Origin of the sequence: Flammeovirga sp. MY04 (genome assembly GCF_001682195.2) — a bacterium.
Taxonomy (GTDB): domain Bacteria; phylum Bacteroidota; class Bacteroidia; order Cytophagales; family Flammeovirgaceae; genus Flammeovirga; species Flammeovirga yaeyamensis.
In genome coordinates, this window is sequence record NZ_CP003561.2 from 1,234,546 (window position 1) to 1,252,767 (window position 18,222).

The following is an 18,222-nucleotide window of genomic DNA, read 5'->3' on the forward strand; positions in this document are numbered from 1 at the left end:
TTTTACGTTAAAAAAATTAACTGTTTTATAATAGTTAGCATTTACATTGGGATTTAAATTGTCATCGCTTAAAGGCAAGAAATGACTACTGCTACGTTCACCCTTTGAAATACTACATATTCATTTTCCATTGAGGTTCTTTCGTTTTTGGATCGAAGTTTAAATTCTTCGTAGATGGAGATGGAAGCGATTGTTTAATCACTTTCCATTTGCCGTCCACCTTTGCACTTAATTGCAATTGCTTTCCTTGAAGTGACAAAGGAGACGCACTTGTTGCTACAGAAGATAAAAACTCAATTTTTCCCTCATTTTTAATTTGTTTGTATTCTTTTCCCCCTTTTGAAGCTGTAATCTTGTACTCATCAAAACTAGGGTCTTGAATAACATACCTACATTTTAATTTTCTGCTATTGATACCCAAATCAATCACCCAAGGATGAAATGTTTTTTCTAAATGCATTAAGCTTGTAGAAAAATCCTTTTTACTGATTTTTACAATACCAAAAATAGATTGAAGTTGAGCATGTTGTATAGGCAGCTCACTATCACCTAATTCAGAAAAATAAGCTGATTTACTCGTCGGTTTTAAAGTCGTATCAAATGACAATTGACCTGCTTTTTTGTTGAATTTTACTTCTCCAAAAAACAATGTGTCTTCCATATTCTCTAAAGGCAGATCGGCTAAATAATAGCTTTCTACATTTTTATAGGAAAGTGAAAAATACAGGTATTCTTCCTCTTTCTGTTCTAAGATAGATAGACTTCTTTGTATATCACTTTTTGATATACTGCTTTGCCATTGATTCTCAATAGAGCGATAAACCACTCCTATTTGTCTCAATAAGTGTTCTGTACCTTTAAGCGCTTTTAGGTCAAAAAAATGTACATCAGATATTAAATCTGAAAAGTTTGTTTTTAGGCTTAGTACAGGCAAATATTTTATAGTCGTAATTTTTTGTAATGATGCCATGATCTAGCTTATGTTTACCACCCCGATAAGTTTCCAGCTATAGGTGCTACTGTTTCTTCTTTTATTGTTACCATTCTACATTCATAAAATACAGAAGGTATTTTTTTCATTCCCATACTAATGAACACACCCGAAAGATCCTTGTCTTCCATGTTGTACATCTTGAAGTTCATTTGTCGTAATCCTTCGATCCCAGGGCCATTTGCAGAGGTGTAGGTATGATTGCTCGTAAAAAAAGCAATTACATCCGATAACACCCCCAAAGCTTCTAAATAGTTTTCGTTGTTTGACACCGAAAACATAAACTTTAAATTAAGCGATGTAGCATTGGGTTGCATCTTTACCGTACCGTAGATCTCTTCGGATAAATTAATCATATTGATTAATAACAAAGATTCTCCAGCTGCATTTACTAAATGTACTTCTCCTTCTGCTCCTATGATAGGACCGACATGAACTTGTACATTCTTTCCTGTTGTCGAGATGAAGTCAGTAATCTCGTTTTGCAGAAATTCAGTTAGTATAGAAATCATTAGTAGTATGGTTTTACACTTTGTAAAGTGCTTTCTAGAGACATGTTTTAGAAAGCACTTTACAAAATTTTAGTCTTTTATAAATGTTTTAGTAAAACGTTTGTTATTGTTCGATACCCCAATTATATAGACCCCTTTAGGGAAGTGGTCTAATGTTATTGACGTTTGATGACCAATTACACCTTCAAACAAAGTTCTTCCATGTATGTCGTATATTGTACAATCCACTTCGTTACCAAAGAGTTGCTGTACATTTAATGTTGAACTTGTTGGATTTGGATAGATGCTCCACTGATTCTCCCAAAGGTCTTCTGAAGATGTTGGTCCTCCCTCTCGCTCTAGGGGAATACTAATCGCAGAGAAGATCTCCATACTTTCGTAATGTTGTAACAACAATTGAAGATTAAATTCTTTGTGGATACCACTCGGAAGAGCTGTTAAGTCTACTTGTAAACGTCCACTATTATCTGAAGCGATCATAGGTGTGATATGAGCAATTACCTGATCGAAATCTCTCTGCATCAAATTCACTGGGTTACATGCCCCAATAGCTTCTTGTGCATCTCCGAAGGTCAACACCCAAAGTAACTCATCCATTTTACTGAATAAGGTATCAGCTATGGTATAATCAATAGTTAATTGATCTTCAGTGTGCGTCCAATCAACAGTAACAGGTTCATCCTTAAGTACTGATTTACGAATTGCATCGTAAATTGGTGTACTCATTTCTTGGATGCTTGTTCCTTCAATCAGTTCTCCATCGATCGCTACAGAATAAGGTCCTGTCTCATCGTTAATGGAATTAAGACCGTACCATAATCTTCTCGCTTCCGTGGTTTCTGCTCCTCTATCGTATATAGGATCAGTACACGTTTCGCTTCTTTCTAGATAATAGTTATGGATAAAATCCGGATCATTTCCATTGACCACTTCCAAGATTTCGTACATCTTAGACAAAATATCCTGATGACCAGTATTATTGGCTTGTAAATACGATTCGATGACCACATTTCGCGATCGATTACGGATTTTCATTCTCTCAAAACCAAATGAATCTGTGCTTCCTTCTCCATGTGCGAATACAAAACGGAACATTACTTTTTCTAGGTCTCCGTTCATATCTAATGCAGCATCTAAAGGAATTCTACCTTCTACTGCTCCTAATGCCCCAGCCCAAGCCAAGCCATCGTTATTGGTATTTAGATCGTTATTGTATAGACCGTAAGTATTGTACCAATTCCATATTCCTTCTGGAGTTCCTACTGTTTTCCAAGCTCCAGCATATCCTTGTTTTACTTGTAAGAAGACACCGTTTCTTTCTGAGGTGTTGGCAATGTAATCTAGTTCGATCATTGGGCGGTCCATTGCTGATAGATCATACACCGGGGATGAAATAGTGGCTAAACCTCTAGAAACAGTATCTGCTAATTGCCATTGTTTGTTTTCAACATCCCATGGTGTTTTTGTCCCACCTAATACGTCTTTTATAAAGACGCTATTTCCATCGGCCAATAGTAAAGCAGTATGCCAAGCATCTTCATTTTCAAATGAGATATTTATTTCATCTGTAATTGAATCATATGCTTTAGTCACAGGGATTGTAAATGTCTCCTGAATATCACAAGATCCTGTCTCTGTGTATGCAGTTAAAACAAATTCAATTGAATCTTTTGTGAAATTCTCCAGTCTAAATCTAAATTTCCCATTTGAGGCTGATATAGAAGGTATAGTTATATTCACATAATCTTCATCCTCTTCGTTCAATAATGATAATTCGTAATTTCTATTATTAAACTCTGATAGACTTACATTAATAAATTCTGTACTTCCTTTTTCAGGAAAAGTCATTTGTAAATTGGTGGTAATTTCTGGCTCAAAAATAGTTTTGAAATTCTTGTACCCCAAGAAAAGAGTATCTCCACTCACCTCTCTAAATAAACCAATAACAAAATCATTATATCGATTTTCTGGTAAGTCGTGAATATTAGATGGATAAATTCTATAAGTATAAGAATCTTCTCCATTAATTTTCACTAAAGCTTCATCGACCTCAACCAAAACAGAATCTCCATTTTCTAAACGATATAGATTTAATCCCAATGTGGTTCCATTACTGTCAGCATCAACAAAAATAGTATTTATACTAAACTCGCTTGTTTCTTGAGAATTACTACAGTAAAAATCCTTAAACTGACTATCTAAAATTGATTTTTGAGTAACTTCAAATCGCACAGTATCTTCTGAAATACCACTATTTTCGTCATATGCTTTTACTCTAAGATCAACCGTTCTAGTATCGTTATCGTTAGTGAAATCTCCATCTCTCCACATGTTGATTGGAGAAATAATATTGTCTATTTCTGTAGTAGGCCAATATTCAAAAACATTCACTTTAGTATTGTCATCGATATTTGTTTTCAAACCGAAGTTTTTAGCTGAATATCCGAATAAATACCAATCATTTTCTAATTCAACATCTGCTACATCAGATAGATAAATACTTCTTTTCGGAACATTTATACTTTGATCTGAAGTATTATACGTTCTATAAGCGAGTACTAATTCTCCCAAATATGGATTACTTATATTATCAATAATTGCACTATATGGAATCTCGATATAAATTGTATCTGTATTATTTAAATTTTCATCTATATATCTAAATAATTCTGCTCCATCTTCATTATTTTCGAATACCACTAATTCATTTGCTCTAAAATTCTCCTCATTACTTACCACCTCAACAACTAAATTATCGGTTGGTTCAGGAGTTTGTACGAGCCATTTTGAAAAAGGATTTTTAGGATAAGAAACATTGAAATTTGCAGGTATATCAAATTTGATTTCAGGTCCAAGAATATTTTTTTCTTCAACAATATTACCTGATCCATCTTCGATAGTTAAATCATAGTTCAGCCTTGATCCACTTTGAAATTTTGTATCGTCGATGGTAATTTTAAAAGTAATTTGATTTTCATCCGCCCCCTCTATGATTGTTGTTACATTCCCTTGTGATTCATCAACACCTAGTACTCTAATTGCAATATTATTCTTCAAAGAAGCAGCTGAATAAGGTACCGTTATCGTCACATCTCCATTTTTTAATTCCCCATTGATGTCTATAGAAATCTCATTTTGTTTGTATTCAATAGATTCCCTTGAAATTGATGGTGCAAAAGAAGAGAAGTAATATTTTGTATCTTCCGTAAAGCTATGATTACCTGTATTACCCGCTTCATCTTTAACAGATACGTTATTTAACTTAAAGTAAGTAACTTTTTTGACACTTGTTCCATCATAAATTTCAGATAAATTAAATGAAAAGTATAATTCATTAATCGAATTACTTCCTTTTGAGAAAGAAGTTAAATCAATCTCAATAGCATTAACATTTAACTTATCATCATTTTCATCAAAAATATCGATTGATAATTTTGTCCCCTCCTTTTTTAGATCATACTCATTAACATTGACTTTAACAGTGGTATATGGATTAGACGTTTTATCTGAAATAGGTGTGTCCACCCAAGTTGTGCCTGTAGGTCCTGCTAATAAATCTGGCGTTGAAACAACTTCTATCGATTCAAAAGTGTGGTCTGAAGGTGCTGTATTATCGAAATAGTGTAATGAAGAATAAATTGATTTATTACTCAGGTTTCCTTCTTCATATAAAGTAACTACTGCATTAAATTTTTCACCTTCTTTAATTTTCTCTCCTATGTCAGTAATTACATTATTATTGAATTGAAAACTAAAACTAGTGCCAGAAAATCTATCACTCAATGAATATGATTTAACAAATGCTCCTAATTTATCGTATAAAATAATTTCTGAAAAAGCTTCATCAACAGCCCCATCTTCATTAATAGTGTAACTATACTCTAAAACTGAATTTTTTTTCACATAACCTTCAAATAGTTCTTGAGATATATCAATCTTCGATTTCTTTAGATTTGATGCTCCTGTTTTTATAGAACTATTCCCCCCATGATCTTCTACTACAAGTGAATAGTTCAAAGAGTTTTCACCTTCGAAAAAACTACCATTTGTACTAGGTGCTTGAAATAAGAATTCATGCTCTTTCCTTGCTGGCTCTTCTGTCACTATTTCGGTTATTGAAATAGGTTTTAATGATTTTACATATGTACCATCAGTTAACTCAAAATTTAAAGAGTATGAATTAATATCTATACTTTTCAGGTTTGATTCTTCAACTGTAAAATTGTACTCAACAATACTTTTTTTGATGTCTTGGTCTGCTTGATCTATGGAAATTTGTGGTGCTAAATTATCATAAGTTAAATATGGTTTATGATTATTATTACTAGGTTGTAAACTTATGTAATTTGGAGAAATTCCATCATTATGTAGTAAAACCAAACCAAACTCTAACCTTTGTTTAAACCTATCTTGATTATTATTTGATATTTTTAAAGCTTCTCTTTTAAAAATGTCTCCATTAATAGTCACTTTATATGTTGTACCACTAATATGTGTTATACTTTTTATTATTTTAAAAGAACCTTGTAAAAGATTCATACCCCCATAAGATAGATATGTTTTTTTAGATACATCATTAGGATCATCATTAACTATACTAATCCCATTAGGAGGTAATGAACCTGAAGTATTAAATTGGATTTCAATATCCCCATTAGCTGTAAACAACGTATATCCGTCGTCTATAATTTCTACAGGCTTTAATATAGTGTGAGTTCCATTAAAACTTTGTGCATTTACATTATAAGTCAACACTGAGATCATCAGTATTAATATTCTCTTTATCGAAAATTGAATAAACATGTTTCAAACTAATTATTACATTTAGAAAACACACCATTAATACTATTAACATCGGTTTTGATTTCATTAATATTACCAACTCCATCTAAACAAGTATTTGTTATGTCAACCCAGTTTACATAATTAGAAGCATTCTGATCTACGTCGAAAATTAAAACATATTCTGTTTGATCTCCTTTTATTTTAACATTTTCCAAAGACAACGATTTAGAATCAACATAAATCTTTTTCCCAACCGCTACCTTAGTATTTATAAAAATAGTATTTTTTATTGAAACAGTATTATCATCAAAAGGATTTTGTATTATCAACCCATCTATAGTGTTCTCGAAAATACAATTATCAATTTCTATCACAAAATTTAGATTAAGTCGATTATGAATATTATAAATACCTCTTCTTGAATTATTTTTAAAACTGCAATTAGATATTTTATAATCTCCGTTTTGCAATGTTATTGAACCTGATAAATCAGGATTTTTTAATCCATCAAAATCAAACCCATCAATTATTCTAAGTGTTTTAAATTTATCAGAATCTGTAATATTAAAATTCATAGAAACATCCATGTATGGGGTGTTTTCAGACAAATTACGATCTTCTAATTTTTCATAAATATAGGAACTAAAACCACCATAAAAATTAAGATGAGCAGAATTTGATTTCACTTGTTCTGCTTCACTATATTCTCCATTCTTAACCAAAATATCAATCGTATTATCTTCTCCTACAATTGCAGCCTCAGTAGTTTCTACAGCTGTTTTGATACTAGTAAAGGCATTTTCCCAACTTGTACCATCGTTATTCCCTGTCGCCGCAACATCAACAAATACACCACCATGTAAATCATCTAAGGTTTTCACCTCAGTCGCTACTTCCTCACTCTCTTCTGAAACAATTTTTACTGCTGCTTTAATATTGTAAGCAACACCAATATCCAAACCATGTCCTACCGCAACTAAAGTCGTTTCGTCTTTCATTTCTGCATCCATCCAAGTGTATGCATCGTCAGCATCAGTTGCTTTTTTGTAGTAGAAACCAAGTGCAAGATCGTCGTTAGGGTCGATATCAGAAGTGAATGTTCCTTCCATGTATAAACCACCTTGATTATTACTCACATCCTTAGTGCTAACGGAAAATGTATACGTTTTAAAATCTTGTTCTGATTCAGAAAGTACTTCATCACCGTACATTACTGTTACTTTCGAAGAGTAGTTTGTTGCCATGTCTAAGCCAGGAACCACAATTTCTAATTCTTCTACATCTGAGTCGTATTCATTGGTTACTGTTTTTACGACAGTCTCTCCTGAAAGTACTTCTGTAACAATGGCAATTTTGGTATTTTCTAAAATTCCTTCTAAAGCACCGTTTATTCTGAATGAAGTAAATCCTCCATCAGCAGCAAAATTTGTTTTTACTTCTTGAGTGCTCACTTTCTTTTTTCCTGTAGTGACTACGTCTTCTCCGCGTATCACAGAAAAATCGAATTGGTATTCTTTTCCAGAAGTTAGTTGATCAACTTCTAAAGTATACTCCTGATTTTGTAAATCAGTAAATGTCTTTTCTGAAACCACTTCTTCTCCATCGTATAAAACGAACTTAGCAGAAGCCTCTAATGAATCTTCATAATTTGCAATACTACCTATTAACTCCAAAGAGGTATAACCAATCGTTGGATCTGAAGCAGATACTGTTACGCCGTCCATCCCATTTACAGGATCATCACCACCGTTAATTTCTTCTTCTGACTTATCGCATGATGTTGTCAGTAATAACAAGTAACCTAGTATGGCAACTAGCGTAGTTAGTTTGTTTTTCATCTTTGTAAAAATATATTTCAGTTTTAGCGAATCGATTGAGTACTTAACGCTATTTAAAAAATTAATGTCGTATTACGAAAAAAAGTATTTTGGTTTTATTTCGCAGTTCGAATGTAATATTTAATCAAATTATTAAAAAAATACAGACCATAATTTTTAATATTTCATCTCATTTTATTTGTAGTTCACAATAGAATCTCCAAATAGTTCAATTTTAATATATTTTTGATATTTGATTTTCAACTCAGTACAACAGGGTAAAATTTAAACAAGCTATAACGTTATTAGCATCCATGACACTTATAGAATAAGGTAATATTGTATAATTTTTCATTAACATGTAAGTATTGTGATGTAAAATCTTGTAATAGTGATGTATTGTAGAAGGGGGTGTTCATTTAATATCAAATAGCTTTGGAAATTAATAAACTTATAGAAAGTGCGAGGGATTGAAATCCCTCGTTGAGAATAGAAGTTGATGGAGAGGCTGTAATACCTAAGTTAATCAGATCAGTAAATCGTATAAAATGTATTATTTCTTATCTTTACGAAAAGAAAAAAAATTGAATGAGAAAATTTCCGATTGGTATATCAAATTTTAAAGAGGTAATTAAAGACAATTATTACTATATCGATAAATCTTTATTTATTGAAGATATTATTGAGACTGGTGCTAAGTCAATTTTAATCCCAAGACCGAGACGATTTGGTAAGACATTGAATATGTCGATGCTTCATGCATTCTTTGATGTAAAAAAGGAAAAAGAAAATAAATCTCTTTTTGAGAAATTAAAAATTAGTCAATCGGAAACTTGGAAACATCAAGGGAAATATCCTGTAATTTATCTGTCTTTAAAAGATATTAAAGAGAATACTTTTGAGGCCTCAATTACTAAAATTTCTAATGCTTTAAAGGAGTTTATTAAAGAGTACAAAGATATTATTAATTCCTCATACCTTGATGATGAAGACTTAACATTTCTGGAACAATTAAAAAAAGATGATTTAAATGCTACACATTTATCCGACTTTTTAGCGAAATTTTCTAGAATTCTCCACAGTATTTACAATCAAAAAGTAGTTATCTTAATCGACGAATACGACTCTTGTATCATCAAATCTTGGGAAGCTGGGTATTACCAAGACATGATCACTTTTATGAGAGGATTTCTTTCTGGTGGTTTTAAAGATAATGACTATCTATTTAAAGGTGTTATCACGGGTATTCTTCGTGTAGCTAAAGAAAGTATATTCTCGGGATTGAACAACCTTGTGGTAAGTACAGTTTTGGAAAACCAAAGTGCAGATAAATTTGGTCTAACGGAAGAGGAAGTTAAAAAGCTGCTTCAAGAGGTAAATATTAGTGCCGCTTTCGAGGAGATAAAAAAATGGTACAACGGGTATAAAATTGGTCAACACACAGGTATGTATAACCCTTGGTCAATTTTAAACTTTGTCGACAAGCATGATGAAGGCTTTAAACCCTATTGGGTAAATACTTCTGCCAACGAATTGATAGAAGTTTTGCTTACCAATGCCAATGCTGATCTGGAAAAAAAGCTAACTGGTTTTATCGATGGACAAGTGATGGAATGTGAGATTGATGAAACTACTATTTTTCAAGATTTGGATAATGGTAAGGAAAAAACAGTTTTGGGCTTACTTCTTTTCAACGGTTACTTAACCACTGAATATACAAATAGAATTGAGGATCGAGTTTTGTATGGATTAAAAATCCCTAATGTGGAAGTGAATTCTGTATACAAACAGATGCTAGAACGCTTACTTTCTAAATCCACTGAGGTAAGTGAAAGTACAATTCTAACTGCACTACTTGAACAAGATGCTAAAGAATTTGAATATGCACTATCGGAATATATGCTCACTTCTTTTAGTTTCCATGATGTACAACATAAAGGTTCTCTTCCTGAGAAAGTTTATCACGCCTTTATTTTAGGATTAATGGCGCATTTGTCCACAAGATTTATTGTAAAATCAAATCCAGAAACTGGACTAGGAAGAGCAGATTTAATGATCTACCCTAAAGATAACAACGACCCTAGAGGTTGGGTATTAGAATTTAAGAAGCTAAAAAGAAGTTCTCCTCCATTAAATGAATTGGCACAAGAAGCGATGCAACAAATTCACTCATCAAAGTACATGACTACTCTAAAGGAAAATAACAAAACCGAGCTAATGTTGGTGGGTGTTGCTTTTGATGGTAAAGAGGTGAGTTGTGTGACTGAGATCAGATAACATACAATTAAGCAGCAAAATTTCAAATTCAAAAACACCTCTAATTGACATTTTTTTAAATATGTTAATTAGAGGTGATATATTTATTAGTTTGTATTATTCAATTGTTCCATATCATATGCAGGATTACCAAATGTTCTTACACCATCTAGTTCAGGAGCATTTTCAACAGCTGATGGAACAAAATCTATCTCATTGTGTTCTATAGAAAAAGTATATAATTTTTTTAATCTACCGACTCCTTCTGGAATCTTCTTAATTTTTCCATAAGATAAATTACATGACTCAAGGTTATACAAATTACCAATACCAGTTATGTCTGTAATTTGATGATTTGTAACCCACAAGTCATGAGCTGTACTTTTAAAAACACCCAATGGCATTGATTTCCATTTTGTATCTCTTGCTACAATGCTCCCAACTGTTAAGCCACTTGTGATTGATTTAAGATTATAACATCTATCTAATATAATTGACCCAAGTTTAAGTTTAGCCATACTTTGTGGCAATCCTGTTAAACGTTCACATCCTCCTAAATTAATTGATTCCAACAAACTTAAGTTACCAATAGAATTTGGCAATTTCACCAAATTTTTACAATCCTTTAAATTTAAATCTTCTAATTTTTGAAGATTACCTAAGTTTTCTGGAAGGTACTTAGCAGTGCTATTATTAAGATATAATATTCTCAAATTAGGAATTTCATCAACAAATTTAAAGCTTTTCAGCTCTGCATATAGCCAATCTAATTTAGTAAACCTACTCATATCTGAAGGAAGATTATCTGCCTTTTCTAAGGCAAGAATCTTCAAACTTTTATCCCAATGATAAAGTGATTCAGGAAATCCAACCACTTTTGAACCTTTTAGTATTAAAGTTCTAATTGGAAGTTCGTACAAACTTTCAGGAAACTCCGAAATATCTGTACCTGAAATATTTAAACTTCTGAGTGTTTTTATTTTACCAAGAAAATCAGGAAGTTCTTGAATAGGACTTCCAACAACAGCTATTTCTTCTAAACTATCAAATTCTGTCACAAAATATGGAATCTCCTTTATATTACAATTTAATAAGCTTATGCGTCTTAGTTTTTTAAATGCTTTTAATTCGTTTGGAAACTCAGTTAATTCTTTGTTCTTTTTTATAATAACTTTTGTCACAAATTCATCACTATCATCTGTCACATAATTAAATGAATCGTTATATTTTTTTTCTAATCTTTCTAACGCTTCAGTTTCTTCCATTATACTATAATTTACACACCCTTGAATAATTGTAGATACTATGGTTAATAGTATCGTTACTCTATTAAAATATTTGTTTACCATAAATGACATTTTCTAATAAAAGTGGATATAGTATGAATAGTCAAGACTAGAAATATATTGAAGAAAAATTTGTTATCATACCAATAGCGTCCTAAACGTTTAAAAAAGTGTGAGAAAAGTTTAAGTATCTCAATTAACTTTGAGTTGCATAACAAAAAACATATTCTCACACATGTCAAAGGTAAATTTATTCTCCCAAATAGTCTCAAAACTTGACCGTAATTCTTTCAAAAAATTAGTTGCAGAAAAGAAAACTGATAAACATCAAAAAGGCTTTACAAGTTGGACTCACTTGGTCTCTATGCTTTTTTGTCAATTTGCAAAAAGTCAATCTATTCGTGATATCAGTAATGGTTTGAGATCGGCAACTGGTAATCTTAATCATTTAGGTATACAAATGTCTCCATCTAAATCAACGATTAGTTACCAAAACAAGAACCGAGATTGGACTTTGTTTAGGGAATATTATTATAAGCTACTTACTCAATTAGGTCAGCAAGCAGGCTTTAAGCAAACTAAATTCCGTATAAAATCCAAGATATTCTTATTGGATACCTCAACCATTAGTCTGTGTTTAAACCTTTTCGATTGGGCGAAATACAAAACTACTAAAGGAGCTATAAAACTCCACACACTTTTAGATTATGATGGTAATTTACCTGCTTATGTAAACATTTCTAATGGTAAAACAGCAGATAACAAAGGAGCCTATGAGATACCATTACTTGCTAATAGCGTGATTGTTGCTGATAGATATTATAATGATTTTTCTTTATTAAACGTTTGGGACAGCAAAGGGGTCTTCTTCGTCATAAGACATAAAGAAAACTTACAGTTTAAAACAATTAAAGAATTAGAATTACCTGACCACAGACATAAGCATATCCTAAAAGATGAGTTAATTGAAGTTACAGGTATACAAACAAGTACTAAATACCCTAAAAAACTCAGACGGGTGGTGATTTGGAATGATGAGAATAACCAAACGATAGAACTAATCACCAATCAAATGTCTTGGACAGCAAACACAATAAGCGAGCTTTATAAGAGTAGATGGCAGGTTGAAATCTTCTTTCGAGAAATTAAACAACTCCTCCATATCAGATCTTTTATCGGAACAAGTGAAAATGCTGTAATGATTCAGATTTGGACTGCTTTGATTACTATTTTAATTCTAAAATACCTCAAATCAATAGGGAAATTTGAATGGAGACTTTCTAACTTAATTGCATTTATAAGGCTAAATTTATTTGTCAGAATTAACCTCCAAAAATGGTTAGATCAACCTTTTGAAGACCCACCGAAACTTAACGCAAAATATGTGCAGGGGGATTTATTTTAGTATTGGATGATTTTATGGACTGAGAATAGCTTAAACAAACATTTTTTTGCAAAATGAAAATGTTTAGGACACTATTGATTAATAAAAATGAAGATAATAAAGACTATAGTTCTGATTTTGAAAATGACATATTATTCCCATTATTATTAGAGAATATTATTTATGGAAAACAAGTTTATTAGATACACATTAATAATTTTTAGTGTAATTGTTGGTTGTAATAATTATGACACGATGGAAGAGAAAGACGCAATTCAATCTTTGGAGAATAAAGAATTTGAAGACTTTGGTTATACTTTAGATGAAAATAAAGAATATGTCATTAAAATAAGAATTGAAAATGAAAAAAGACTCAAAGAATTCCCAGAAGAATTAAAAGCTTTTAAATATCTAAGAAGAATAGTTTTAATGGGGTGCAATATTTCAGAAATTCCTGAATTTGTTACCCAATTTGATAGCCTTGAAGAAATAGCTGTGGGTGGGAACCCTATTGATGAATTACCTGAATTTATAAGCAGGATTAAAACCTTAAAGGCTATTAATATAACTTCCACCAATATTTCAGAAATACCTAATAGTTTTTCGAAACTACCTATTGAAGGATTATTTATAAAAGATTCAAAAATTGAAGGGATTCCAGAAATATGTTACCAATGGAAAAACACCCTCAATTCAATTTATCTCAACGATTTAAATGAGTTACCGAGTAACGTTAAATTATTTAAAAACTTAGAACGATTACATGTCACCTTAAATAGTTTTAAATACTTAGACACCATTGAAAATCTCCGTTTTTTATATCTAAACAATAGTTCAGCCAAATACCTACCTGAAAATTTTGGAAATTTAAAAAATCTTGAAGATTTAGAACTAAGAAACTGCAAAAACCTTGTAAAAATCCCCAATTCAATTGGTGAAATTGATGGACTTTGGGGTTTGATGCTTACCAATTGTGAACGCCTCACTGCACTTCCAAAAGGTCTTAAGAATGTAAACATTGGGGTATTAGAACTGACAGGTTGTCATCAATTAAAAACGGTACCTAAAGGTTTACAAGCGGGTACAATAAGGGCCGAAAATACAAAATGGAAAAGTATGCCAAGTGGAATATTCTTTAGTGAAGCCAACACACTTTGGGTAACTGGACATCAGATTACTGTAAGCAGTCGCCCATCCCCATCTATTATGCCTCAAATTCCTGACCTAATTTTACGTCATCATTAAAACGTAGATATTATGTCAAAAAAAGCAGAAATGTATGCTCATATAGCATCATGGAAAACTAGTGGTTTACAACAAAAAGCTTATTGTCAACTTCATTCAATTAAGCTATCCACTTTTCATTATTGGGTAGTAAAACAACGTAAAGAAAATACAAATCCAGCTAAGGGGAGTTTCATCCCTGTCAAAGTACCGAAGAAGGTTGAACAGACCGTTAAGACCGTTACTCTCGAATATCCCAATGGAGTAAAACTCCATCTTTCAGATCGAGAACTATTAAAAGAAGCAATTCATTTTTTCTAATGTTATCTCTTCGTAATACAGATCGTATTTACCTGTACAGTAAATTTACAGATATGCGAAAAGGGTTTAATGGGTTGAGTAATATCGTTATTTCTTTAATGGAACTGGATGTGACTAATGGAGATATTTTCGTTTTTATTAATCGAAGTAAAGATAAATTGAAACTGCTTCGGTTTGAAAAAGGCGGTTTTTCATTGTATTATAAACGTTTGGAAAAAGGTCGGTTTGAGCTTCCAAAAGGGTTCGACAAACAGAAAAACATCTCTTTATCTTCGACAGAAATTATGATGATAATTGAAGGTATTTCTTTAGAAAAAAGAGGTCAAAAAGTACGTTTTTAGTATTAAAATCGCTACTTTTGTAAAGTGAGTAAGGATGATAAAATAGCGAATTTAGAACAAGAAAATGCACAACTGAAGACACAGTTGTCAATGCTTCAAAGTATGCTTTACGGTTCTAAATCAGAGAAACGAAAACAAACGGATATACCCGATAATCAGCTCTCTATTTTCGCTCAAGACAAAGAGCAGAAAACGGAGCCTTCTCAGGAGATTACCGTTCCTGCTCACAAACGCAAAAAGAAAAAGCCTGTACGAACAGCTTTACCTGAGCATTTGGAACGTGTAGAAGAAGTGATTGAACCTGATCATGATTTGGATGGATGGCATAAAGTGGGTGAAGATGTCACTGAAGTACTCGAATGCGAGCCTGCCCATTTATTCGTTCGTAGAATTATTCGCCCTCGTTACGTTCGTGATGCAGATCAAGAGAACAGCGAGTTTAGTCAAGCAAATTTACCATCAGATTTACCATTTCCTAAGTCAAGTACATCGGCAAGTTTAGCCGCACAGATGGTCGTGAGTAAATTTATCGATCATATCCCCATCCATCGTTTTATCAAGCAATTTGAAAGACAAGGTGTTTATCTAAAAAATACAACGCTCATAGACTTACAAAAAAGAACGGCGGATAAACTGAGTATTTTATACGACACGCTCACTCAAAAAATACAGCAAAGTAACTACCTCCAAATCGATGAATCGACCATAAAGGTGATGGGAACAGGTAAAAAAGGAAAACCACACCAAGGATATATGTGGTATTACCTTGATCCTAAAGCCAAATTATTATCGATTCATTATGCAAGCGGCCGAGATCGGAAATATTTAAAAGAACATCTGCATAATTTTTCAGGTTATGCTCAAACCGATGGCTATAAAGCTTACGATTATTTTGATCAGACAACAACAATTACACAGCTCAATTGTTGGGCCCACGCACGTCGATACTTTTTTGAAGCACATAAAGGTGGAGATAAAAGGGCATTGGAGGCGGTGAACCTTATTGGTCAGCTCTACGAACTGGAAAAATCACTGAAAGAAGAATCTAATCCAAAAATCATCTATCAGCAAAGGCAAAAGTATGCTCTTCCAGTAATCAATACACTTTTTGAGTGGGCAAAAAAGCTAACCGTCTTACCTAAATCCCAATTAGGAAAAGCAATACATTATCTTCTCAATAGAGAAAAAGGACTCCGAATGTACTTAACTGACGGTAAACTTTTGATTGATAATAACCCCATAGAAAATAAAATTCGTCCACTTGCTATTGGTCGAAAAAATTACATGTTTGCAGGAAATGAAGAAGGAGCAAAACAAGCTGCCATGTTCTATGCCTTTTTTGCAACAGCCAAAATGAACGACATTGAACCTTTTGAATGGCTAAAATCAACGCTAGAAAAAATAGATGATCAGCCAATCAATAAAATTGAGGAATTACTGCCGGTGAAGTAGTATTTAGCGGGATGGGCGATTGCTTACGATACTAGAGGTAAAATAGGTTGGTTACACGATCCTAACGAACTTAAAACCATCGCAGAAAATTTTGCTGAAGATATTCAAACTAGAGTTTTTGACTATGCTGATAAAGTAAAATCTCCTAACGATGCCTCTTGGAGTAGGTGTCCGTTAAAGGAATTGACGAGTGAGCAAGCTTTGTATTATTTGGGGGATATAAAAGACATAATAAATTATATACATATTAATAATAAATCTTATACTGAATACGATGATACATTCAATAAAATAGACATTGGAGATGTTAAAGCATCCAATTTTATGAAAATAATTTTGATACAGTCTAACAATCAGAAAAAAATTGACATTTCAGAAACTTTTGAAAATGATATTTTATTCCCACTATTATTAGAAAATATTATATATGGAAAACAAGTATATTAGATTAATAAATTTTTGTCTCTACTTTACCTTAATAATGAATCAAGGTTGTTATAATTATGATAATATGAAGGAAGAAAAAGCTTTAGATCTATTGGAAAAAAAATATGGCGACACATATAACTATAGTATAGATAAAAATGGTTTTGTCTCTAAAATTATAATTGAGAACAATAAAACTCTTACAGAATTCCCAAAAGAATTAAAGGCATTTAAATACTTAAGAAGAATAGTTTTAATGGGGTGCAATATTTCAGAAATTCCTGAATTTGTCACCCAATTTGATAGTCTTGAAGAAATAGCTGTGGGTAGTAACCCTATTGATGAATTACCTGAATTTATAAGCAGGATTAAAACCTTAAAGGCAATTAATATTAATTCCACCAATATTTCTGAAATACCTAATAGTTTTTCGAAACTACCAATTGAAGGAATATTTTTAAAAAATTCAAAAATTGAAGGGATTCCAGAAATATGTTACCAATGGAAAAACACCCTCAATTCAATTTATCTCAACGATTTAAATGAGTTACCTAGTAACATAAAAGAATTCAAAAAATTAGAACGGTTACGTGTCTCATTAAACAGTTTTAAATACTTGGACACCATTGAAAATCTCCGTTTTTTATTTCTAAATAATAGTTCAGCTAAATATCTACCTGAGAATTTTGGGAATCTAGAAAAATTAGAAAGTATAGAATTTAGAAACTGCAAAAACCTTGTAAAAATCCCCAATTCAATTGGTAAAATTGAGAAGCTTTGGGGTTTAATGCTGACCAATTGTGAACGACTCACTGCACTTCCAAAAGGTCTTCAAAATGTAAACATTGGGGTATTAGAACTTACAGGTTGTCATCAATTAAAAACGGTACCTAAAGGTTTACAAGCGGGTACAATAAGGGCCGAAAATACAAATTGGAAAAGTATGCCAAGTGGGATATTCTCTAGTGGAGCCAACACACTTTGGGTAACTGGACATCAGATTACTGACATTACCGGAATCGGTAATATGTACAACTTAGAATTTTGTAATCTTTCGAATGGTAAGATTCAAAAAATTCCAGACGATATTGGTCGTTTAAAAGTACTTATTAGCTTAAACGTTGAGCACAACCAAATTAAATACCTCCCACCTGCTTTAAAAAACTGTCCTAATCTTACAAGTGTGAGAACGTTTGGAAACCCGGTTTTTGATATGAGTAAGATTGATGTTTTGAATTAAAAGGAAATGCGTTATTTTTTATAAAGAGTAATACAAGAAAGTTAGCTATGTTATTTAGTTGGTTTCTTTATTCATAATAAGTAGAGAAAAAATCCCATAAGACTTATGATCTTGTGGGATTTTTTTGTGATAAGTTGGAAACTTATACTATATGGGGGTTCTGAGTGACGCCTATCGGCTTAACACT

Annotated in this window: 12 protein-coding genes; 7 read left to right on the forward strand and 5 right to left on the reverse strand. The window is 32.2% G+C overall.

Translation table 11 applies throughout. The features are described from left to right. Positions 1-112: 112 nt before the first annotated feature. The 4 genes from MY04_RS24780 to MY04_RS24795 form a co-directional block, all read right to left on the reverse strand. Positions 113-970 (reverse strand): hypothetical protein, encoded by an 858-nt coding sequence (locus MY04_RS24780; protein ID WP_066215335.1) that lies wholly within the window; start codon positions 968-970, stop codon positions 113-115. A 14-nt stretch (positions 971-984) separates the two neighbouring features. Then, positions 985-1,503, reverse strand: coding sequence for a Pvc16 family protein (locus MY04_RS24785; protein ID WP_066215337.1), 519 nt, complete (start codon positions 1,501-1,503; stop codon positions 985-987). A gap of 69 nt (positions 1,504-1,572) precedes the next feature. Beyond that, positions 1,573-6,267, reverse strand: coding sequence for a T9SS type A sorting domain-containing protein (locus MY04_RS24790; RefSeq protein WP_066215339.1), 4,695 nt, complete (start codon positions 6,265-6,267; stop codon positions 1,573-1,575). Positions 6,268-6,314: 47 nt separating this feature from the next. After that, on the reverse strand, positions 6,315-8,126 hold the full coding sequence (locus MY04_RS24795) for a hypothetical protein (protein ID WP_066215341.1): 1,812 nt from the start codon (positions 8,124-8,126) through the stop codon (positions 6,315-6,317). 567 nt (positions 8,127-8,693) lie between these two features. Between MY04_RS24795 and MY04_RS24800 the strand changes: the two genes are divergently transcribed. After that, positions 8,694-10,382 carry an AAA family ATPase gene (locus MY04_RS24800; RefSeq protein ID WP_066215343.1) on the forward strand — a complete coding sequence of 563 codons (1,689 nt, stop codon included), beginning with the start codon at positions 8,694-8,696 and terminating at the stop codon, positions 10,380-10,382. Between the two features lie 86 nt (positions 10,383-10,468). Here MY04_RS24800 and MY04_RS24805 read toward each other — a convergent pair whose 3' ends face one another. After that, the gene (locus tag MY04_RS24805) at positions 10,469-11,626 is read right to left on the reverse strand and encodes a leucine-rich repeat domain-containing protein (protein ID WP_066215345.1); all 1,158 of its coding nucleotides are present in this window, start codon (positions 11,624-11,626) and stop codon (positions 10,469-10,471) included. Between the two features lie 256 nt (positions 11,627-11,882). On the opposite strand from MY04_RS24805, the gene MY04_RS24810 reads away from it, so the two are divergent. From MY04_RS24810 to MY04_RS24835, 6 genes are all read left to right on the forward strand, one after another. Beyond that, a complete protein-coding gene (locus MY04_RS24810; RefSeq protein ID WP_066215347.1) occupies positions 11,883-13,052 on the forward strand; it encodes an IS4 family transposase in 1,170 nt (389 codons plus the stop codon). A gap of 234 nt (positions 13,053-13,286) precedes the next feature. Continuing rightward, positions 13,287-14,276, forward strand: a complete 990-nt coding sequence (locus MY04_RS24815) for a leucine-rich repeat domain-containing protein (RefSeq protein WP_158297905.1) — start codon at positions 13,287-13,289, stop codon at positions 14,274-14,276. Between the two features lie 12 nt (positions 14,277-14,288). Then, complete coding sequence (gene tnpA, locus MY04_RS24820; protein ID WP_066207778.1) at positions 14,289-14,576, forward strand: IS66 family insertion sequence element accessory protein TnpA; 288 nt, start codon at positions 14,289-14,291, stop codon at positions 14,574-14,576. Then, positions 14,576-14,917 (forward strand): IS66 family insertion sequence element accessory protein TnpB, encoded by a 342-nt coding sequence (tnpB, locus tag MY04_RS24825; RefSeq protein ID WP_066207003.1) that lies wholly within the window; start codon positions 14,576-14,578, stop codon positions 14,915-14,917. The genes tnpA and tnpB overlap by 1 nt, the downstream gene beginning before the upstream one ends. 24 nt (positions 14,918-14,941) lie before the next feature. Then, complete coding sequence (gene tnpC / locus MY04_RS24830; protein ID WP_066215351.1) at positions 14,942-16,369, forward strand: IS66 family transposase; 1,428 nt, start codon at positions 14,942-14,944, stop codon at positions 16,367-16,369. Between the two features lie 511 nt (positions 16,370-16,880). Continuing rightward, a complete protein-coding gene (locus MY04_RS24835; protein WP_158297906.1) occupies positions 16,881-18,035 on the forward strand; it encodes a leucine-rich repeat domain-containing protein in 1,155 nt (384 codons plus the stop codon). The last annotated feature ends 187 nt before the right edge of the window (positions 18,036-18,222 follow it).